The 19,591-nt window shown below is 70.7% G+C and carries 17 protein-coding genes and 1 pseudogene; 7 read left to right on the top strand and 11 right to left on the bottom strand.

Annotated elements, in window-relative coordinates:
- Nucleotides 1-39: 39 nt before the first annotated feature.
- Together QP939_RS14480 and QP939_RS14475 are read left to right on the top strand one after the other, a co-directional pair.
- The gene (locus QP939_RS14480) at nucleotides 40-873 is read left to right on the top strand and encodes a helix-turn-helix transcriptional regulator (protein WP_285457271.1); all 834 of its coding nucleotides are present in this window, start codon (nucleotides 40-42) and stop codon (nucleotides 871-873) included.
- Nucleotides 870-1,577, top strand: coding sequence for a leucine-rich repeat domain-containing protein (locus tag QP939_RS14475; protein ID WP_285457270.1), 708 nt, complete (start codon nucleotides 870-872; stop codon nucleotides 1,575-1,577). Before QP939_RS14480 ends, QP939_RS14475 begins: the two co-directional genes overlap by 4 nt.
- A 4-nt stretch (nucleotides 1,578-1,581) precedes the next feature.
- Here QP939_RS14475 and QP939_RS14470 read toward each other — a convergent pair.
- The 3 genes and pseudogenes from QP939_RS14470 to QP939_RS14460 form a co-directional block, all read right to left on the bottom strand.
- Nucleotides 1,582-3,643, bottom strand: a pseudogene (locus tag QP939_RS14470) (VanW family protein).
- Between the two features lie 21 nt (nucleotides 3,644-3,664).
- On the bottom strand, nucleotides 3,665-3,997 hold the full coding sequence (locus QP939_RS14465; protein WP_285457269.1) for a GroES family chaperonin: 333 nt from the start codon (nucleotides 3,995-3,997) through the stop codon (nucleotides 3,665-3,667).
- A gap of 1 nt (nucleotide 3,998) precedes the next feature.
- Nucleotides 3,999-5,816 (bottom strand): NHL domain-containing thioredoxin family protein, encoded by a 1,818-nt coding sequence (locus QP939_RS14460; RefSeq protein WP_285459749.1) that lies wholly within the window; start codon nucleotides 5,814-5,816, stop codon nucleotides 3,999-4,001.
- A 164-nt stretch (nucleotides 5,817-5,980) separates the two neighbouring features.
- Here QP939_RS14460 and QP939_RS14455 point away from each other — a divergent pair, with 164 nt between their 5' ends.
- Nucleotides 5,981-6,556, top strand: coding sequence for a hypothetical protein (locus tag QP939_RS14455; RefSeq protein WP_285457268.1), 576 nt, complete (start codon nucleotides 5,981-5,983; stop codon nucleotides 6,554-6,556).
- On the opposite strand, the gene QP939_RS14450 is transcribed toward QP939_RS14455, so the two are convergent.
- The 5 genes from QP939_RS14450 to QP939_RS14430 form a co-directional block, all read right to left on the bottom strand.
- Nucleotides 6,546-6,950: an SRPBCC family protein gene (locus QP939_RS14450; RefSeq protein ID WP_434219676.1), complete on the bottom strand. Its 405-nt coding sequence runs from the start codon at nucleotides 6,948-6,950 to the stop codon at nucleotides 6,546-6,548. The two genes, QP939_RS14455 and QP939_RS14450, sit on opposite strands and share 11 nt — an antisense overlap.
- A 140-nt stretch (nucleotides 6,951-7,090) precedes the next feature.
- Nucleotides 7,091-9,394 carry an oxidoreductase gene (locus tag QP939_RS14445; RefSeq protein ID WP_285457267.1) on the bottom strand — a complete coding sequence of 768 codons (2,304 nt, stop codon included), beginning with the start codon at nucleotides 9,392-9,394 and terminating at the stop codon, nucleotides 7,091-7,093.
- A gap of 52 nt (nucleotides 9,395-9,446) precedes the next feature.
- Nucleotides 9,447-10,220, bottom strand: a complete 774-nt coding sequence (locus QP939_RS14440) for an amino acid ABC transporter ATP-binding protein (protein WP_285457266.1) — start codon at nucleotides 10,218-10,220, stop codon at nucleotides 9,447-9,449.
- The gene (locus tag QP939_RS14435) at nucleotides 10,217-11,149 is read right to left on the bottom strand and encodes an amino acid ABC transporter permease (RefSeq protein ID WP_285457265.1); all 933 of its coding nucleotides are present in this window, start codon (nucleotides 11,147-11,149) and stop codon (nucleotides 10,217-10,219) included. Before QP939_RS14435 ends, QP939_RS14440 begins: the two co-directional genes overlap by 4 nt.
- Before the next feature lie 17 nt (nucleotides 11,150-11,166).
- Nucleotides 11,167-12,102: an ABC transporter substrate-binding protein gene (locus QP939_RS14430; protein WP_285457264.1), complete on the bottom strand. Its 936-nt coding sequence runs from the start codon at nucleotides 12,100-12,102 to the stop codon at nucleotides 11,167-11,169.
- 149 nt (nucleotides 12,103-12,251) lie between these two features.
- Here QP939_RS14430 and QP939_RS14425 point away from each other — a divergent pair, with 149 nt between their 5' ends.
- Genes QP939_RS14425 through QP939_RS14415 form a run of 3 tightly spaced genes read left to right on the top strand, consistent with a single transcriptional unit; the run spans nucleotide 12,252 to nucleotide 15,707 of the window.
- Nucleotides 12,252-13,910, top strand: coding sequence for a circularly permuted type 2 ATP-grasp protein (locus tag QP939_RS14425; protein WP_285457263.1), 1,659 nt, complete (start codon nucleotides 12,252-12,254; stop codon nucleotides 13,908-13,910).
- Nucleotides 13,911-13,920: 10 nt separating this feature from the next.
- The gene (locus QP939_RS14420) at nucleotides 13,921-14,868 is read left to right on the top strand and encodes an alpha-E domain-containing protein (RefSeq protein ID WP_285457262.1); all 948 of its coding nucleotides are present in this window, start codon (nucleotides 13,921-13,923) and stop codon (nucleotides 14,866-14,868) included.
- Nucleotides 14,865-15,707, top strand: a complete 843-nt coding sequence (locus tag QP939_RS14415; protein WP_285457261.1) for a transglutaminase family protein — start codon at nucleotides 14,865-14,867, stop codon at nucleotides 15,705-15,707. The genes QP939_RS14420 and QP939_RS14415 overlap by 4 nt, the downstream gene beginning before the upstream one ends.
- Nucleotides 15,708-15,710: 3 nt before the next feature.
- On the opposite strand, the gene QP939_RS14410 is transcribed toward QP939_RS14415, so the two are convergent.
- The gene (locus QP939_RS14410) at nucleotides 15,711-16,046 is read right to left on the bottom strand and encodes a hypothetical protein (RefSeq protein WP_285457260.1); all 336 of its coding nucleotides are present in this window, start codon (nucleotides 16,044-16,046) and stop codon (nucleotides 15,711-15,713) included.
- A gap of 327 nt (nucleotides 16,047-16,373) precedes the next feature.
- Nucleotides 16,374-17,411, bottom strand: coding sequence for a saccharopine dehydrogenase family protein (locus tag QP939_RS14405; RefSeq protein WP_285457259.1), 1,038 nt, complete (start codon nucleotides 17,409-17,411; stop codon nucleotides 16,374-16,376).
- Nucleotides 17,412-17,496: 85 nt separating this feature from the next.
- On the opposite strand from QP939_RS14405, the gene QP939_RS14400 reads away from it, so the two are divergent.
- Nucleotides 17,497-18,057, top strand: coding sequence for a TetR/AcrR family transcriptional regulator (locus QP939_RS14400; protein WP_285457258.1), 561 nt, complete (start codon nucleotides 17,497-17,499; stop codon nucleotides 18,055-18,057).
- 83 nt (nucleotides 18,058-18,140) lie between these two features.
- Here QP939_RS14400 and QP939_RS14395 read toward each other — a convergent pair whose 3' ends face one another.
- On the bottom strand, nucleotides 18,141-19,559 hold the full coding sequence (locus QP939_RS14395; RefSeq protein ID WP_285457257.1) for a M20/M25/M40 family metallo-hydrolase: 1,419 nt from the start codon (nucleotides 19,557-19,559) through the stop codon (nucleotides 18,141-18,143).
- Nucleotides 19,560-19,591: the final 32 nt, after the last annotated feature.

Below are 19,591 nucleotides of genomic sequence, written 5' to 3'. Positions count from 1 at the left end.
TCGCCGAAAAATGTCGTACCCCTCGGGCACCATGTCCGCATGACCCAGGTCCACGCGAACCGCCGAGAGGAACTCGGCCTGTTCCTCAAGGCGTGCCGGGCGCGGATCGGCCCGGAAGAGGTCGGGCTCGCGCCCGGTCCCCGCCGTCGGCTGAGCGGGCTGCGGCGGGAGGAGGTCGCGCTGCTCGCCGGGGTCGGCGTCACCTGGTACACGTGGCTGGAGCAGGGCCGGCCGATCAACGCGAGCGCGCAGGTGCTCGACGCCGTGGCCCGCACGCTGCGGATGGACCACCCCGAGCGGGAGCACCTGTACCGGCTGGCGGAGCTGACGCCGTCGCGGCTGCCGTCGTCGGTCGAGGAGGTGCCGGACGCGGTGCGCGAGGTGCTGCGCGCGCTGGATCCGCTGCCCGCCACGGTGGTCAACGGCCGGTTCGACGTGCTGGCGTCGAACGCGGCGCAGGAGGAGCTGTTCTGGGAGTGGCACAGCATGCCCTGCCTGCACAAGAACCTGCTGTGGTGCTGCGTGACCGAGCCGAACGCGCGGCAGTTCCTGCTGAACTACGACGAGGAGGTCCCGCACATGGTCGCCAGGATGCGGGCCGAGTACGGCAGGCACCTCGGCGACGCGGCGTGGGAGGAGGACATCCGGCGGCTTTCGGCGCTGAGCCCGGAGTTCACCGAGCTGTGGGCGCGGCACGAGGTCGCCGAACCGCGCGCACGATTGCGGCGGCTGCACCACCCGCGGGCGGGCCGGATGAACTTCCGGCTCACCGAGCTGGCCGTTTCGGAGGTGCCGGGGCTGCGGATCCAGGTGTCCACTCCGGACGATCCCGCCACCTGGGCCCTGCTGCCTTCGACGCGGCGGTCGTCATGACGTCCATCGAGCTGAGTGGCCAGGGTCTGACGTCGGTGCCTTCGCTGCCTGGCGACGTCACGCACCTGGATCTCTACAAGAACGAACTCACGGCGGTGCCCGCGTCGCTGTGGTCGTTGACCGAGCTGCGGGTGCTCAACCTGGCGGCGAACCGGCTGACCTCCCTGCCGCCGGGGATTTCGGCGCTGACGTCGTTGCACACGCTCGACTTGGGGCACAACGAGTTCGACTCGCTGCCGGACGAGCTGGGTGACCTCGCCGGCCTCACCGAGTACCTGTACGTCAGCGACAACCGGCTGACGGAGTTCCCTCCGGCGTGGTGCCGGTTGGGGCGGTTGCGGTACTTGGGGTGCACGGACAACCGGATCACGGCGTTGCCCGCCGACCTTTCGGGTTTCGCGTCGCTGCGCGAGCTCCGGTTGTACCGCAACGGGTTGACCGCGCTGCCGGAGTCGATCGGTGCGCTCGGCGCGTTGCGGGAGCTGCACTTGCGGGGCAACGCGCTCACTGCGCTGCCGCCGTCGATCGGCTTGCTGAGTGAGCTGCGCCAGCTCGACCTGCGGGAGAACGCGTTGGAGACACTGCCCGCGTCGGTGGCTCAGCTGTCCAAACTGGACAAGCTGGACCTGCGGTGGAACAAGCACTTCCGGGAGCCGTCGTGGTTGCGCGAGTTCGAGGAGGCGGGGTGCATGGTCCTTCGCTGACAACTCAACACAGGATGGTCGGGCGAGGCCCGTACGTCGCGGTGTGCGATGTCCGGCGCACCTCGGCGCCGCTCGCGACGTCGTAGAGGACGCGAGTGTCGGTCACGCTGAAGCCGGGTGACCCGATCGACGGCTGGCACGGCCCGGAGCCACCGGACCCGAACTGGACCGGCGGGGCGGCGCCGGGGGTTTGGGCGCTGGTCTGGCCCTCGACGCGGTAGTGGCGGGTGCCCCAGATCCGCACGGTGACGGAGTCACCGGAAACGGTGGCCTGGATGGCGATCCCGGTCGGCGAGTCGTTGGTCAGCTTCAGCTTCGACGGGGCTGCCGTCGGCGTTGACGGCCTTGGCGTCGCGGCCGGCGGGGTAGCGGTCGAGGTAGTGGTCGTGCTCGAGGTGGCCGCCGTCGGTGAGGCCGGCGAGGTAGCCCGCGTTGTACAAAGTGGACGCGAGCTGCGAGACGCCGCCGCCGACCACGGTGGCGCCGGTGCCGTCTTCGTCGACCGGGGCGGGCACGTAGCCGTTGTCGGTCGTGCGCGGGCCGGAGCGGCCGCCGAGGCTGAAGGTCTCGCCGGGTTTGACGATGGTGCCCGAGACGCGGTCGGCGAGCGTCCGGTTGTTCGTCGCGGCCGGTCCGGCGAGGCCCCCGGTGGTGAACTCGCCGACGACCTCCTTGATGCCGAGCGCCCCGGCGGCTTCGGTCGTCACGGCGGGCTTCGAGGCGTTGTAGACGACGGGCAGGTCGCGGCCGTCGGTCTTCTTGAGGACGTCGATGAGCGGCAGGAAGGTCTTCTCCCAGTCGACCTTCCTGGCGTCTTCGGAGGGTTGGACGGCGGGCTGGTCGCCGGTGAAGACGACTTGGGCGTCCTTGCCGTCGGTCTCGGTGCTGGCGAGCTCGTCCTTGAGCGCGGCCTGCAGCTTGCCTTGGTCGATCCGGACCTCGACGGCCCCGCCTTCGACGGCGGCGAACTGGAACGAGGCGGCGATGGCGACGGGCTTGAGCGGAACGTCCTTGCCCTGTCCGTGCACCAGAACGGGCTTGGCGACGGCGGGCGCGACGATCTGCTGAAGCGCGGCCTGCACCCCGGCGGCGGTGGCTTTCACGGGCGTGATGGCCATGGCGAGCTTGACGCCGCCGGGGTCCAGCCAGTGGTCGGTGACGGCGTGGACGGCCGCGTCGACGTCGGTGAGCTGCTGGCCTTGGCGGGGCAGGACGGGGTAGGGGGTGACACCGCCGTCGCTGCCCGCGACGGGCACGAAGCCGACCGCGCCTTCGGTGGCCGGGTGGTCGAGCTTGCCCGCGGCCAGCTCACGCAGGGCCTGGGAGACCTGCTGGGTGTCGGTCCGCGTGGCGACGCCGACTTCGCGGCTGGTGAAGAAGGACATGATCCGCGTGATCGGACTGAGCGGCTGGTGCCCGGCGAGGCCGAGGGTGCCGGGCCAGTCGAGCCCGAGCCCGGAGCGCGCCGGGACGAGCTGGGCTTGGACATCACCGCCGTGGACGACGACGGGCCGGGTGAGCCGGGGTTCGAGTTCGTGCCGCAGCTTGGCTTCGGCCTCGGCATGGGTGAGGCCACCGACCTCGACACCGGCGACGGTCACCCCGCGCGGAACATCCCCGGCGCTGGCGATGAGGTCGATGGCGTAGAGGATGACGAAGAGCCCGAGCGCGATGCCGATGGCCATCATGGTGCGCGCGACACCCCGGCGCATGCGCTTGGCGGGCGTTTCCGGCGCCGGGGGCGGAGCGGGAGTTTCGAGCAGCTCACCGAGGAGGTCATCGGCGAAGAGATCGGTGGGAGCGGAGTCGGCGGGCGCGGGCGGCGGTTCAGGATCGGCGGCGGGCCAGAGCGGCGGCTCGGGGTCGATTGCGGACTCGGCCGCAGCAGGCGGCTCCTCGGCCGCCGCGCCATCCGCGGGCGCGAGCGGCACGCCGGGCTGCGGCTCCTGCGCCGGGTCTGCAGGCTCGGCCGCGGACTCCTCCGGCGCTTCGGCATCAAACCCGACCGGCGGCTCGGCGGCGAGGTCGCGCCGGTCGGCGGGCTCGTCCGCCTTGTCGTCTGCCACGCGCCGTCCTCCGCGGGTTCTCTACAGGTAGAGCCCCGTTCCGTGCTCCGTGCGCTCCGTTGCCACCGCGTGGATGTCGCGCTCGCGCATCACCAGGTGCCCCTCGCCCTGGATCTCGACCTCGAGCTGGTCCTCCGGGTTGAAGAGCACACGGTCGCCCGTCTTGACGTTGCGCACGCTGTTGCCGACGCCCAGTACATCACCCCAGGCGAGCCTGCGCGCGACCTGCGCCGTCGCGGGGATCACGATGCCGCCGCTGCTGCGGCGCTCGCCCTCTTCCGGGGACAGCCGCACGAGCACCCGGTCGTGCAGCATCTGGATCTCGAGTTTCGGCCCGTCAGACACGGCGTGCATGTTACCCGTCGGTCCGCGGCGCACCCGCCATGACCAGGCTCAGCTCCCGCGCCCCGCCCGGCTCGAGCCGCACCGGGACGCCCCAGTCCTGGCGGGTGATCCGGCACGCCGGGTGCTCGCCGCCGTCGTCGCAGCTCGCGGCCTGGGCCACGACCTGCAGCACACCTTCCGTCACGCCCGGCGCGAGGCGGATCTTGCGCTTCAGGTCCGTGCCGGTGCCGACGCCGTCGACCAGCAGCGACGGCGGCGACGCGCTGATCTCCAGCCGCGTCGACGGGCCGAACCGGTCGTCCAGCTTCTCGCCCGGCGGCGCCGTGAACACCACGGAAAAGTCGATCTCGCCCGGCGCCAGCACGGTCGGCGGGCGGCGGACCGCGTGCGCGTCGCCGGTGACGACCTCCGGCTCGGCCGACGGCAGCGGGCCGACCCGGTTGCCCGCCGACTCGACGACCAGCAGGTCGCCCTCGTGCAGCAGCAGCCCCTGCGGTTCGGCGAGGCCCGTCGCGATCGTCGTCACTTCGCGGGTGAAGACGTCGAAACGGCGGACGGCGCCGTTGTAGGTGTCCGCGATCGCGATCTTGTCGCCCGGCAGCACGGCCAGGCCGAGCGGGTGCTGCAGCAGCGCCTCGTCGGCCGGGCCGTCGGTGTGGCCGAAGGAAAAGAGGTCGACGCCGATCGCCGTGTGGACGGTGAACGACTCGCCGTCGGGCTCGATCCAGCGCAGCGCCGACGTCTCCGCGTCGGCGAGCCACAGCTTGTCGCCGTCCACGGCGAGGCCGGACGTCTGCGCGAAGAACGCTTCGGTGACGTCGCCGTCCCGGAGGCCTTCGACGGTCGTCCCGGCGAAGCAGCGGATGGTGCCGGACACCGGGTCGAACACGCTCAGCGTGTGGTTGCCCGCCATCGCGACGACGATCCCGCCGGCCGGGCCGTACCAGGCGACGTCCCACGGGCTCGTCAGGTCGACCTCGACGCCCTTGCCGGAGTCCGGGCCGCTGCGCCACTGCGCGCCGGTGCCCGCGACGGTGGTCACGTCGCCGGTGATGAGGTCGAGGCCGCGCAGCCGGTGGCCGGCGGTGTCGGCGACGACGGCGTGGTAGCCGGCGCGCTCGGCGACGTCGTACGGCAACAGCGCGATGCCCGACGGCTCGGCGAAGGTCGCGACGTCGAAAGGCCCGTCCTGACCGCCGCGCTCGCCGCTGCCGAAGCGGCGGATGACCGTTTCACCGTCCGAGGCGAACTCGACGATCGCGTGGTGCCCGGTGTCGGCGACGAGGATGCGTCCCTCGGCGGTGGCGACGGCCTTGCTCGGGAAGCGCAGCTCGCTCTGCTGCTCCTCGACCGGCACGTACGGGCTGCCGCCGCGGCGGAGCGTCCCCTTCGCTTCGTGCTTCGTGACGAGGTCGGCGATGACGCGGCGAAGCGCCTCTTCGTGCCCTTCGCCTGCGGCGACGTGCACGACGTAGCCCTCGGGGTCGACGACCACGAGCGTCGGCCACGCGCGCACGGCGTACTGCGACCACAGCTCCATCTTCGGGTCGTTGACCACCGGGTGGTGCACCTCGTACCGGCGCACCGCGGCCTCGATGGACGCGCGCTCGCCCTCGTGCAGAAACTTCGGCGAGTGGACGCCGATCGTGACCAGCACGTCCGCGAACTCGGCTTCCAGCGGGCGCAGCTCGTCGAGGACGTGGAGGCAGTTGATGCAGCCGCTGGTCCAGAAGTCCAGCAGGACGATCCGCCCCCGCAGCTCGGCGAGGGTGAGCGGGCGGCCGCCGGTGTTCAGCCAGACGTCGCCGCGCAGCTCGGGGGCGCGCACGCGGCTCTGCGGTCGTGGGGAAGTCACGGCAAGAGTGAACTACACGCGATCACGCTGTGTTCCACGGCTCAGCCGATGAGAGAACAAACTCACCCCGCGGGGGTCCCCCAGGTCGGCACGAAAAAGGACGCGCGGGCGGGTGAGCCGCCGCTTAGGCTCGGGTCATGACCCCCGTCCAGCCGGCCGGCGCCCTCACCTTGGAGGAGGCGCGGCACCTGCAGGAGAACCTCCGGGAACCCGTGCGTCCCGGGTTGAGCGAAGCCGAGCTCGACGACGTCGAGCGCCGGTTCGGGTTCCGCTTCGCCGCGGACCACCGGACGTTCCTGGCCGCCGGCGTGCCCATCGGCGACCGCTGGCCGGACTGGCGCTGCGGCAACTCCGAGCAGCTGCGCAAACGTTTGGCATGGCCGGTCGACGGGGTGCTGTACGACATCGAGCACAACGGTTTCTGGCTGCCCGACTGGGGCACGCGGCCGGTCGGCCCGGAGGACGCGGTGCGCGAGGCGCGCCGGCGGCTGGCCGACGTGCCGCAACTGGTGCCGGTGTGCGGCCACCGCTACCTGCCGGGCCTCCCGGGCACGGCGGGCTACCCCGTGCTGTCGGTGTACCAGACGGACATCATCGTGTACGGCTGTGACCTGCGCGATTACCTGAACCGCGAGTTCGCGACGGGCGGCATCAGCACGGCCCCGCCGGACGGGCCGCGCTACATCCCGTTCTGGTCCCGCTTCATCGACTAGCTTCGACGGCCCGCTTCAGCCGGGCGAGGGTGGTCGCGATGTTGGCGGCGTTGGCCTCGTCGCGGTTCCAGACCCCGGTGACGGTCGAGGTCGGCACCCGGAACCACGCGGGCCGCCGTTCCCACATGCTTTCGACGACGACGCAGCCGTCCCCGGCGGGCTCGAAGTCGTACTGCCAGCGCGAGACGGGCAGGCCCGCCACCGAGGTCACCTCGAAGCCGAACCGCCGCCCGGGCTCGGCGTCGGTGATCGTGGAGAGGGTGCTCCAGCGCCGGAAGCCCCGCCGGTTGCGGCCTTTGAACTTCGCGCCGACGGCGGGCCCGGACGCCCCGCCGACCCGGCCTGTGGACGCCTTTCGGGTGATGTGGACAAGTCGACCCCGCGCGGCCTTCAGGGCCGGCTTCGTCGCCTGCCGCCGATAGACTGGACTGGGGACGCCCCCCGGGAAGGGAGGGGGCTGGCTGGGGAGTCCGGCCGGGGCAATAGGCGGATCTGGGGCTGTATTGCATCAGCGCTAGAAAGCGCGATAAGTCCTTAGCTCTCCCGCCGCAGCATGCGGCTGACGCCCGCCGCCACCGTTGTCGCCAGGATCCAGCCCGATGCCGTGAAGCCCGCCGCTACCCAGTTGTCCGGGCCATGCATGTACCAGCGCGACTTGTTGCCGAAGTCGACGATCGGGACCAGCAGGTCCGCCGTGTAGATCACCGGGTTCCACTGCAGCCCCGTGTCCTGCTGGTTCACCACGCACCTCGGCCCGCTCGCGATGTAGCGGCCCGTCTTGTCGTTGACGCAGTCGTCCGAGCCCAGGCCGAACCACAGGCTGCCCAGCACCAGCAGCGTGAACAGCCAGCCCAACGCTCGCACCGGGCGGTACCCGTAGCCGACCATCGACCGCTGCAGCCAGCTCCACAGCCGCACTCCGGGGCCGAAGAACTTGAACCCGCGGGCCAGCGCCTCGTAGCGGAACTGCTGTTTGCGCAACGCCACCGTCGACGCGTGCTCTTCGTTTCCCGCCGCGCGCAGCATGTGCGCCAGCTGGTCGTACGGGCCTGGCCGGTAGCCGCGCATCGCCTTGCGCAGCAGTTCTATTCGATGATCCAGCGCTTTGTCGTCGTCGAGGGGGATGCCCTTGCCCAGTGCGTCGTAGCGGAAGTCCTCCAGCTCGATGCCTTCGGACGCCGCCCAGAACGCTTCGTTGTCGGTCAGCGTTCCGCAGTGCGCCCGGCGCAGCACCACGCGGCCCGCCGGGGGGACGCTCGGTGTCAGCGTGAACTCGTCCGCCGCGACGTCGCCCGCGTCGAGCGCCACCACGAACGGGGGCAACGAGCCCAGCTGCGACCCACGCAGGTCCACGCGCCGGGCGACCTGAGCGCCGTCGAGGTTGACGCCGCCCTCCGCGACGAACGGGCGGCCGTTGTTGTCGCGCAACGTCAAGTCCCGGCCGACCCGGCCCGTGCGGACGTCGAGCGAAAAACTGCTCGTCGTGCGGCGGCCCGGGTCCGTGAGGCGCGTTCCGGCCAGGTTGATGCTGCCGCCGACCTCCACGCCCTGCAGGCGCAGCGTGCCGTGGATCGTCGCGTCCGTCAGCTGGAAGTTGCCCGCGATCTTCGACCGCCGCGCCGAGAACACGTCGCGGCCGGGGTGGCGGAACATCGAGTTCCACGCCAGGAAGTTGCCGCCCACCGTCACATCCGCCAGGCGCAGCTGGCCCGCCGGGACGCGCAGGCTCGTCGCCTCGATGTCGCCGCCCACCTCGGTTCCGTCCAGGTGCAGCGCGCGGTCGTAGTACGGCTGGGACTTGCCACGCTCGACCCGCAACTCCGCGCCGGCCAAGCGCAGTGAGCCGCCGATTCGCGCGTTGACCATGCGCAACGTGCCCAGCGCCTGGAGGCCGTCGGACAGCTCGACGTTCCCGTCGACGCGCATCCGGTCGGCGACCAGCGCGGGCCGCGGGTCGATGTACGGGTCGTTCGACTTCCACGCGTCGATCGCGATCGGACCCTGCTGCGAGACCGTCAGCTTCGCCTCGCGAAGGCTGATGTCGCTGTCCACCGACGCACTCGGCAGGTACATGATCCCGGTGGCGGAGAAGCGTTTGCGCTGGCTGGCCGGGCCGTAGTTGTCGACTTCGCAGAGCAGGCTGCCGCCGATGTGCAGGCCGTTGCCGTTCAGCGCGAAGCCGTCCGGGTTGTTCAGCGTGGCGCCGGAGAAGTTGACGTTACCGCCGGTCCGCAGCCCGGGCAGCCGGACTTCGCCGTTCGCGACCATCCGGTACGCCAGCAACGCGCCGGTCAGCACGAGCCGGTCCGCCTGGATCGCCTTGCCGTGCGGGTGCGAGATCACCGTGCGCGTGAGCACCATCGATCCCTCGATCACCGCGTCGGTCAGGTTGACCGCGGCGTTCGGCATCCCGCGTTCGCGGTCGTCGCCGCGCTGGACGGTCGTCTCCTCGATCTCGCGGTCGGCGCCGTCGACCTGGACGACGCTGCGGATCAGCCGGACGTCGTTGCGGCTGCGCATGTTGCGGGCCTTGAGCCCGGGCAGCCAGCACTTGCGGAAGACGAGCCCCAGCAGGTTCGCCTCGCGCACGTCCGGCGGCTGCTCGAACCGGCACCGCTCGAACCGGAAGAGGTACTTGAGGTCCGCGGCCCGCAGGTCCAGCGTCCCGGTGATGTAGGCGTCCTCGACGTAGACGATCGGGGCGTTCGTGGCCTGCCGGCGCCAGCGCAGCAATCCGCCGTCGCCGGGTTTCAGCAGGTCGGACGCCTTGACTTCGTAGTGGCGGTCGGGGATGCCCGCGAAGGGGTCGAGGGGTGGCAGCGCGCTTTCGGTCGTCACGGACTGCCCCTCCCTCTCCCTCCTTCAAACTAGCGAACGCGAACGGATTTCGTCAGGCGTTCGGGTTGAGAACCCGGGCGAGGAACGATTTCGTGCGGTCTTCCCGCGGATTCCCGATGACCTGGTCGGGCGGCCCTTCTTCGACGACGACGCCGCCGTCCATGAACAGGACCTTGTCCGCCACTTCGCGCGCGAACTGCATCTCGTGCGTGACGACGACCATCGTCATGCCGTCCTTCGCGAGCTGCTTCATCACGCCCAGCACGTCGCCGACGAGCTCCGGGTCCAGCGCGGACGTCGGCTCGTCGAACAGCATCAGCTTCGGTTTCATCGCCAGCGCCCGCGCGATGGCGACGCGCTGCTGCTGCCCGCCGGACAGCTGCGCCGGGTAGTTCTTCGCCTTGTCGCCGAGGCCGACGCGGTCCAGCAGCTCGAGCGCGCGCTGGCGCACCTGGGCCTTCGGCTCGCGGCGGACCTGGATCGGCGCCTCCATCACGTTTTCCAGCGCGGTCATGTGCGGGAACAGGTTGAACCGCTGGAACACCATGCCGATGTCCTTGCGCTGGAACGCGACCTCCTTCTCGCGCAGCTCGTGCAGCTTGTCGCCGCGCTCCTTGTAGCCGACGAGCACGCCGTCGACGTAGAGCCGGCCGGCGTCGATCTTCTCGAGGTGGTTGATGCAGCGCAGGAGGGTCGACTTGCCCGAGCCGGACGGCCCGATCAGGCAGAGCACCTCCCGCTCGTGCACCTCGAGGTCGATGCCCTTGAGGACGTCGACGCTGCCGAAGCTCTTGCAGATCTTCTGCGCGGACACCACGGGGGTCATGTGACGTTCCCTCCACCCCGGCTGAACATCCGCGACGCCCAGCCCTGCCGCTGGACCACGTCCCGCGACGTCCCGCGCGAGAAGCGCTTCTCGATCTGGATCTGGACCAGGGTCAGCACCGAGGTCATGAACAGGTACCAGGCCGCGGCCGTGATGAGCAGCGGCACGGTCTTGTAGTTCTGCGCGTAGATGGTCTGCACGGCGACCATCAGCTCGTAGTACCCGATGGCCACGACCAGCGACGTCGTCTTCAGCATGGAGATGGTCTCGTTGCCGGTCGGCGGGATGATCACCCGCATCGCCTGCGGCAGGATGATCCGCCGCAGGGTCTTCGTCCGGCTCATGCCGAGCGCGCTCGCCGCCTCCAGCTGGCCGGAGTCGACCGACTGGATGCCACCCCGGACGATCTCGGCCATGTACGCGGCTTCGTTGAGGCCGAGGCCCAGCAGCGACGCGGTGAACTGCGTGATCAGCTGGTTGGTGTCCCAGCTGACGAACTCCGGCCCGAACGGGATGCCCAGGCCGAGGCGCGGGTAGGCCAGCGCCAGGAAGTTCCAGATCACCAGCTGCGTGATCAGCGGCGTGCCGCGGAACAGCCAGATGTAGATGGCCGCCGCGCCCGAGGTCAGCGGGTTGGGCGACAGCCGCATCACGGCCAGCAGGATCCCGCCGACGATGCCGATCAGCATCGCGATCACGGTCAGGATCAGGGTGTTCTGCAGGCCGCGCAGCACCCGGGCGTCGAAGAGGTAGTCCCCGACGACCGGCCACTGCAGGGCGTCGTTCGTGATCACGCTGCGGATCACGATGAACGCCAGGAACAGGATGATCACGCCGGCGACCCAGCGCCCGTAGTGGCGCACCGGGACGGCCTTGATGCGCTCGGCGTCGATCGGCGCCTCGGTCGGAGGCGCTTCGGAGGAACTCACGAACTACGTCCTTAGCCTCAGGAAGCCGGGTTGATCTCCGACTTGGTGACCGCGCCGGCGGCGTTCAGGCCCCACTTGTCCAGGATCTTCTTGTACGCGCCGCTGTCGATCAGCTTCTGGATCGCGCCCTGGATCGCCTTGCCGTAGTCACCGCTGTTCTTCGGCAGCACGATGCCGTACGGCGCCGTGTCGTAGGGCGCGCCGACCGATTCCAGCTGCCCGTTGGTCTGCTTGACCGCGTAGTCGATGACCGGGGAGTCGGCCAGCTCGCCCTGCACGCGCTTGGCGGTGAGGGCCAGGTTGACGTCGGTCTGGGCCTGCAGCTGGGTGACCTCGATGGCGGGCTTGCCCGCGCTGGTGCAGGCGGCGTTCTTCTTGTCGAGGTCCTCGACCTGGGTGGTGCCCTTCTGCACGGCGACCTTCTTGCCGCACAGGTCGTCGACCTTCAGGCCGTCCGGGTTGCCCTTCAGCACGGCCAGCGAGGTGCCCGCGCTGTAGTAGGAGATCATGTCGACCGACTGCAGGCGCTCGGCGTTGATGCTGAACGACGACATCGCCAGCTCGTACTTCTTGGCGCCGATGCCGGGGATGATGCCGTCGAAGGCGGCGTTCTGGAAGTCCATCTGCAGGCCGAGCACCTGGCCGATGGCGGTGCCGAGGTCGACGTCGAACCCGGCGGGCTTGCCGCCGTCGACGAACTCGTTCGGCGGGTAGCTCTGGTCCTGGCCGACCGCGATCTTGCCGTCGGCCTTGACGTCGGCCGGCACCAGCGCGGCGAGCGCGTCGTCCTTGGCGACCGTGCCCACGTCACCCGATCCAGCGCCCGGCGCGGCCGAGCTGCTGGGGGCGACGTCGCCCGCGCCACTTCCTCCCGCACCACAGGCCACGGTCAGGCCGACCAGGGCAAACGCCGGCAGCAGGGCGAGCGCCTTGAGCTGGGTTCCTCGGGCCACGTCGTCACTCCTCGTAGTTCTCAGTTCGTGAGAGCACGCATATTGCCACTCATCCATACCAAAGCACAGCACCGTGAAGTTACGGCGATGTTTAGCTCGGCGCGCGTCGGCACGGCGGGTATCGCGTCAGGTGACGAGCGTGAGTAAGGATGTCGACCATGAACGCGACCCCGCCCCGGCTGCCCCCGTCCGGTCGACGTGCGCGGAAGGCGACGACCCGCCGGATCACGCGGCCGGGTGCCCGGTTCGAGGGGTACCTCTCGCCGGAGCGGCCGCACGCCGGCGCCTACGACGAGATGTTCGCCGCCGACGGCACGGTCCGCGGCCCGTACCGGGCGCTGTACGAGTCGATCGCCGCGCTCGACGCGCACGACCTGAACTCGCGGTCGCAGGCGCTGGACCGGGCGATGGTCGACCAGGGGATCACGTTCTCGCTGTCCGGGCAGGAGCGGCCGTTCCCGCTGGACCTGGTGCCGCGGGTGATCCAGGCGGCCGAGTGGACGAAGCTCGAGCGCGGCGTGGCCCAGCGCGTCCGGGCGCTCGAGGCGTTCCTCGCCGACATCTACGGCGACCGGCAGATCCTGCGCGACGGCGTGCTGCCGCGCCGGCTGATCACCTCGTGCGAGCACTTCCAGCGGGAGGCGTTCGGCATCAACCCGCCGAACGGCGTGCGCATCCACGTGTCCGGGGTGGACCTGGTGCGCGACGAGGAGGGGACGTTCCGGGTGCTGGAGGACAACCTCCGCAACCCGTCCGGGGTGTCGTACGTGATGGAGAACCGGCGCACGATGGCGCGGGTGTTCCCGGACCTGTTCGCCCAGCACCGGGTGCGCCCGGTCGGCGACTACGCGTCGCACCTGCTGCGTGCCCTGCGCGCGGCGGCCGCGGCGAACGTCGCCGACCCGATGGTCGTCGTGCTCACGCCGGGCGTCTACAACTCGGCGTACTTCGAGCACTCGCTGCTGGCCCGGCTGATGGGCGTGGAGCTGGTCGAGGGCCGGGACATGTTCTGCCGCGACAACGTCGTCTACCTGCGCACGACCGAGGGCGAGCGCCAGGTCGACGTCATCTACCGGCGCATCGACGACGAGTTCCTCGATCCCGTGCACTACCGGCCGGACTCCGTGCTCGGCGTCGCCGGGGTGCTCAACGCGGCGCGCGCGGGCAACGTCGTCGTCGCGAACGCCATCGGCAACGGCGTCGGCGACGACAAGCTCGTCTACACCTACGTACCCGAGATGGTGAAGTACTACCTGAACGAGAAGCCGCTGCTGCCCAACGTCGACACCTTCCGGTGCTGGCTGCCGGACGAGTTCGACCACGTCATGGCGCACCTCGACGAGCTCGTCGTGAAGCCGGTCGAGGGTTCCGGCGGCTACGGGATCGTCTTCGGGCCCGAGGCGTCGAAGAAGGAGCTCGACACGCTGCGGCGCAAGGTGCGCGCGAACCGGCGCGGCTGGATCGCGCAGCCGGTGGTCCAGCTGTCGACGGTGCCGGCCAAGGTGGACGACCGGCTCGCGCCGCGGCACGTCGACCTGCGACCCTTCGCGGTCAACGACGGCAAGGAGATCTTCGTGCTGCCCGGCGGGCTGACGCGGGTGGCGCTGCCGGAGGGCAGCCTGGTCGTGAACTCGTCGCAGGGCGGCGGGTCGAAGGACACGTGGGTGCTCGCGTCGCGGGCGTCCACCGTCGAACGCGAGCTGGAGCAGCCCGCGCTCGGCGCGATGTCCACTGTGGACGGCATGGTCGCCGAGCAGGGACCCGAGCTGTCGACGTCGCAGCAGCAACAGCAGCAACAGCAGAACTAGGGAGGTTCGAATGCTGGCACGCAACGCGGAGTCGCTGTACTGGATCGGCCGGTACGTCGAACGCGCCGACGACACCTCCCGCATCCTCAACGTCTCGGTCCACCAGCTGCTGGAGGACGCGACGGTCGACCCGGACCACGCGAGCCGCCAGCTGCTGGCGGTCCTGGGCATCGACACCCCCGACGGGGAGGCGCTCGACGTCTGGAAGCTGACGGAGCTGGTGGCGTACGCGAAGGACAACCCGGCTTCGATCGTCGGCTCGATCAACTCGGCGCGCGAAAACACGCGGGGTGCGCGCGAAGTCGTCTCGACCGAGCTGTGGGAATGCCTGAACGCGACGTGGAACGCGGTGCCCGACCGCCAGCGGTACGCGCGGCGCGCGGGCCCGCACGCGTTCCTGTCCTTTGTGGAGGAGCGCGCGGCGATGTTCGCGGGGTTGGCCGACTCGACGATGTCGCGCGACGACGGCTGGCTGTTCATGGTGCTGGGCCGCTCGATCGAACGCGCGGACATGGTGGTGCGGCTGCTCCTTTCGCGGGTCGCGGACCGCGCGTCGTCGCCGGGCTGGATCACGGTGCTGCGCTCGGCCGGCGCGCAGGACACCTACCTGCGGACGTATCGGGGCGCGCTGGACGCCGGGCGCGTCGTGCAGTTCCTGTTGCGGGACACGCTGTTCCCGCGGTCGGTGTTCCACGCGCTGCGCCAGGCGGAGGAGTGCCTGCAACGGCTCGACCCGGGCGGCGGCTCGCGCAGCAACGAGAAGTCGGAGGCCCTGCGCCAGCTCGGCCGCGCCCGCAGCGAGCTGGAGTTCCTGCGCCCGGCGGACCTGCTGACCGACCTGCCGCGGCGGCTCGGCGCGTTGCAGACGACGATCAAGGAGATCGGCGAAGCGGTGTCGGTGCAGTACTTCAGCACGTCGCCGTGGGTGGCGTGGAGCGGTGCGGAGGTTTCGCTGTGACGTGGCAGCTGCGGGTGGCCCACCGCACGGGGTACCGGTACGCGACACCGGCGACGCAGTCGTACAACGAGGCGCGCCTGACCCCGCGTTCGGACCGCCGCCAGACGACGGTGGCAACACGCATCGAGACGACCCCGGCGACCCGCGCGTACCGGTACACGGACTACTGGGGCACGGTGGTGACGTCGTTCGACCTCCACGCACCGCACACGGAGTTCACGGTCTTGGCGACGTCGGTGGTCGAGACGGCGGACGAGGCCGAGCCGATCCGCACGGCGTCGTGGAAGGACTTGCGGTCCGAGACAGTCATCGACCACCGCACGGAGTACCTGACGCCGACGCCGTACACACCGCGCGACGTCACGTTGGCGCGCGAGGCCCGCTCGTTGCGGCGCGGGCTCGACCCGGCGGACGCGGTGCTGGCCGTGTGCGAGTGGGTGCACCAGCAGCTCAAGTACCAGCCGGGGACCACCGGCGTTCATTCCACGGCGACTGATGCGTGGAAGGCGCGCGAAGGCGTTTGCCAGGACTTCGCGCACGTGACGCTGGTGATGCTGCGTGCGATCGGTGTTCCTGCGCGGTACGTGTCCGGGTATCTGCACACCAAGCCGGACGCGAAGCTCGGCGAGGTGGTCGAGGGCGAGTCCCACGCTTGGGTCGACGTCTGGACCGGCGGGTGGTGGGCTTACGACCCGACGAACGCGATCCCCGTCGGGCCGCGGCACGTTTGGGTGGCGATGGGGCGGGATTATGCCGATGTCGCGCCGTTGAAGGGGATCTTCACCGGGGGTGGGCAGTCCACATTGGACGTCTCGGTTCACCTGACCCGGCTGGCCTGAGCATCAGCTCGCGTGGGGAACGCCGCTCCGCTCGTCGAGCAGGGCCCGGAGGTGGTCGATCGTCGCGCGGACGTCGTTCTCCCACTGCTGCGCCCGCTCGTCCCCGGCCCGCGCCGCGTCGAGCTGGGCGAGCACCCAGGTCCGGATCAAGGCGGTCGGTTGCACGCCACGGTCGGCGGCGAGCCGTCGCAGCTCCTCGATGCGATCGACCGGGATCCGCACGCTGTAGACCGCGGTCGGGCTCTTCGACGGCTCCCGGTGCGGCACCCAATCGACTTCGGCGTCCGGATCGGCTTCGGCAGCCTCCGCGATCCGGCCGAGCAGTTCCTTGTCCGTCATCACCGCACCTCCCGCAGTCCTCGATACACCTGCCGTGTCGCCCCATGCCGGTCGAGTGACCGACCACCCGGATCGACTCACCCGTCCGCGACGAAGGGTCGCGGCCGATCAGCCGACGAGGATCGAACACGGCCTCCACCGCGTGCTCCGGCTCGATGTCCAGTGCGCCCGGGTAACGCAGTGACCGCCGGAGGTGCAGCGGATCGGGTACGTGCACCTCCTCGAACGGCAGGCGTTCCAGCGGGATGCCGTCGTACAGTTCGCCTTCCACGCGAGAACGTATTACAGCGTATTACGTTTACTCGATCGGGGCAATCCCACCGTTCTTCAGAACACGAAAGTCCCACCCGCCGCCTCTGCGACCTCCACGCCGAGGGCGGCCGCGGGGGTGTACGCCCCGGGCTTGCCCTCGCCGCGGGCCAAGCGCGCCGCAGTCTCGGCCGCGACCGCGTTGGTGAAGTCCATGCCGTCGCCCGCGCGCAGCCAGCCCTCCCGTGTCGTTCCGTCCGGCCAGGTGACGACCGCGTGGCCCCACGAGTGCGTGCGTGGGCGCGGGGCCGCCTTCGCCCGGACTCCCGCCAGCCGCTGGATCGCGAAACAGCGGATGGCCGGGACCGACAGCACCTTCCCGAGTAGGGGCAGGACCGCCCGGACCACGGGTGAGGTGGGCGCGAGTCCCGAATTCACCACGACGGACGGTGCGCCGCTCGCCCGCTGAGCAGCCACCAGCTCACCCGAGGGCACGCCCGCGGACTTCGCTGTCTCGCCGTCGGGGAGGGTCAGCGTCCGCGAGTCCGCGCCGAGCCGCGCGGGGACCAGGCGGCCGCCCTCGTAGCGGCGGCCGCCCGTGGTCAGGACGTCGATGATGCTCGCCGCCAACGCCATCCCCGCCCGTCCTTCCTCGATGGCAACCGACGACAGCGCGTCGACCCGCACCTCACGAGGCGTCGGACGGCCTTCGCACAGCCTGGCCACCACCGCCTCCGTCGCCAGGACGCCGAACCCCGCCCCGGTCACGAACGTGCTTCCTCCCGCCAGCGCCTCTTCGTGCAGGTCCAGCAGCCGCGGGACGGCGACCAGGTCTGCCGCCAAGTCGACATAGTGCCCGCCCGGCAGGCACGCCCGCGCGATCGTCGCCGCCGTCGTGGCGTACGAGCCGATCGTGTTGACGACCACCGCCGGGCGCCCGCGGTGGATCTCGGCCGCTATCGCCTCGACGCCGTCCGCGACGACGTACTTCGTGCCGGTCGCCGCGAGGCGTTCGCGGTCGCGGCCGACCAGGACGACCGGCAACCCCCGGGCCACCAGCTCGGCCGTGATCCCGCGACCCGTCCGGCCCAGCGCGCCCAGCACCCAGATCTCCATGCCTTCCTCCAGTGATGTCTCAGTGTGTCATCACTGACGCTAGCACGTGACGACACACTGAGACATCGCCAAGTAGGCTGGGACCGTGGCCAGATGGGATCCCGGAACCGCGGACCGGCTGCGCAAAGCCGCGCTGGAGCTGTACGCCGAGCACGGGTACGACGCCGTCACCGTGACGCAGATCGCCGAGCGCGCCGGGATCACCCGCCGCTCGTACTTCCGCTACTTCCCCGACAAGCGCGAAGTCCTCTTCGCCGGTTCCGAGCAGCTTCCCGCCGCCGTCGCCGAAGCCCTCGCCAACGCCGATGACGCCGGTTCTCCGCTGCGCACGGCCCTCGTCGCGCTCACGGACATCGGCACGCGCATCACGCGGCTCGTCGACCCGTCGCCCGAACGCCGGGCCGTGATCGCTTCGAGCGCCGAACTCCGCGAACGCGAACGCAGCAAGGCGGCCGGGATCACGACGGCGATCCGCGAGGGACTCGAACGCCGGGGCACCGCGCCCGAGCTGGCAAAACCGGCCGCGCAGGCCGCCACGAACATCTTCGGCAACGCCTTCGACCGGTGGATCGACTCCGGCGGCGCCCAGGACTTCCCGGCCTGCCTCGACGCGGCCGCGACGGCGTTCCGGGAGGCCTGCGGCTGAAGGGGACGTTCATCTCACCAGACGCGCTGAAGGGGACTTTCCTCGCATCCGATGCCAGGAAAGTCCCCTTCAGCCCAGGCGGGTCAGCCGCGGGCGTGCGCGTCCAGGATGTGCGCGACGGCCTCGGTGACCTGCTGCGCGTAGTCCAGGTGCAGCCACTCGTCCGGCACGTGGATGTTCGAGTCGGGCCCGACCGCGCCGGTGACCAGGAACTGCGCCTCCGGGTACTTCCGCGAGAGCAGGCCCATGAACGGGATCGAGCCGCCCATGCCGGTCGCGCGGTGCGGGCGGCCGAACACCTCGTCGCTGACCGTGCGCAGGGCCGTCGTCAGCCACGGCGCCTCGGTCGGCGCGTTCCAGCCGTTCTCCGCCTGCGGCGCGCCGAGGGTGACCTTCGCGCCGTACGGGACGTCGGTGGTCAGCGCCTTCTTCACGGCTTCGAGCGCCTTCTCGGCGTCGGCCGTCGGCGGGAGGCGGAAGCTCAGCGTCAACGTCGTGCTCTCGCGCAGGACGTTCCCGGCGTCGGCGGGCTTCGGGAAGCCGTCGGCGCCGATCACCGACAGCGTCGGGCGCCACGCGTTGTTGAGCATCAGCTCCAGCGCGTCTTCCGTCATCACGCGCCCGCCTTCGACCAGCGGGAACGCCTTCGAGAGCGCCTCGGGGAAGTCCTGCGAGACGGCCTCTAGCTCGGCCAGCCGGTCCGCCGGGACGTCGACCTTCAGCTCGTCCAGCAGCAGTTCGCCGGTCGCGCTGTCCTCGAGCCGTTCGATCAGGTGCCGCAGGATCCGGAACGAGCTGGCGACGACGCCGGACGCGACGCCGGAGTGCTGCGCCGAGCCGAGCAGCTGCACCGTGACGTCGAGGTGCAGCATCCCGCGCAGGCTCGTGACCAGCCACAACCGTTCGTAGTCGCTGCCGCCGGCGTCGAGGCAGACCACCAGCGAGACGTCGCCGATGCGGTCGGCCAGGTGCTCGACGTAGGCGGGCAGGTCGGGGCTGCCGGACTCTTCGCCGGTCTCCAGCAGCAGCACGACGCGGGCGTGCTCGCCGCCGGCCGCGTGGACGGCTTCGATCGCCGTCGTCGCCGCGTAGCCGGAGTAGCCGTCGTCGACGGACCCGCGGCCGTAGAGGCGGCCGTCGCGGATCACCGGGGTCCACGGGCCGAGGCCTTCGGACCAGCCGCCGACCGGGGGCTGCTTGTCGAGGTGGCCGTACATCAGAACGGTGCCCTTGTCCGCCGCGCCCGGGGTCGCCGGGACGTCGACGAGCAGCAAGGGGGTCCGGCCTTCGAGCCGCACGACTTCGAGGGTCGCGCCGGGCAGCTCGCGCCCGGCGATCCACTCGCGGACGTGGTCGACGGCGGCGTCGAGGTGGCCGCTCTTCGCCCACTCGGCGTCGAAGGCCGGCGACAGGGCGGGGATCGCCACCAAACCGGACAAACTCGGGGTGACGTCGTTGATCCAGGCGGAAACGACGGATTCACGGACGGATTTCTGCTCCACGAGCCCATCGTGCCACGCAGCCGACGGCGTGC

Source organism: Amycolatopsis nalaikhensis (assembly GCF_030264295.1).
Lineage (GTDB): Bacteria > Actinomycetota > Actinomycetes > Mycobacteriales > Pseudonocardiaceae > Amycolatopsis > Amycolatopsis nalaikhensis.
This window is presented reverse-complemented; position numbering and strand designations above follow the sequence as displayed.

Bases quoted from the DNA above. Each gene is read 5' to 3' on its own strand.
- QP939_RS14480 (WP_285457271.1), top strand. From the start codon at position 40: ATGACCCAGGTCCACGCGAACCGCCGAGAGGAACTCGGCCTGTTCCTC.
- QP939_RS14475 (WP_285457270.1), top strand. From the start codon at position 870: ATGACGTCCATCGAGCTGAGTGGCCAGGGTCTGACGTCGGTGCCTTCG.
- QP939_RS14465 (WP_285457269.1), bottom strand. From the start codon at position 3,997: ATGCACGCCGTGTCTGACGGGCCGAAACTCGAGATCCAGATGCTGCAC.
- QP939_RS14455 (WP_285457268.1), top strand. From the start codon at position 5,981: ATGACCCCCGTCCAGCCGGCCGGCGCCCTCACCTTGGAGGAGGCGCGG.
- QP939_RS14440 (WP_285457266.1), bottom strand. From the start codon at position 10,220: ATGACCCCCGTGGTGTCCGCGCAGAAGATCTGCAAGAGCTTCGGCAGC.
- QP939_RS14425 (WP_285457263.1), top strand. From the start codon at position 12,252: ATGTCGACCATGAACGCGACCCCGCCCCGGCTGCCCCCGTCCGGTCGA.
- QP939_RS14420 (WP_285457262.1), top strand. From the start codon at position 13,921: ATGCTGGCACGCAACGCGGAGTCGCTGTACTGGATCGGCCGGTACGTC.
- QP939_RS14410 (WP_285457260.1), bottom strand. From the start codon at position 16,046: ATGACGGACAAGGAACTGCTCGGCCGGATCGCGGAGGCTGCCGAAGCC.
- QP939_RS14405 (WP_285457259.1), bottom strand. From the start codon at position 17,411: ATGGAGATCTGGGTGCTGGGCGCGCTGGGCCGGACGGGTCGCGGGATC.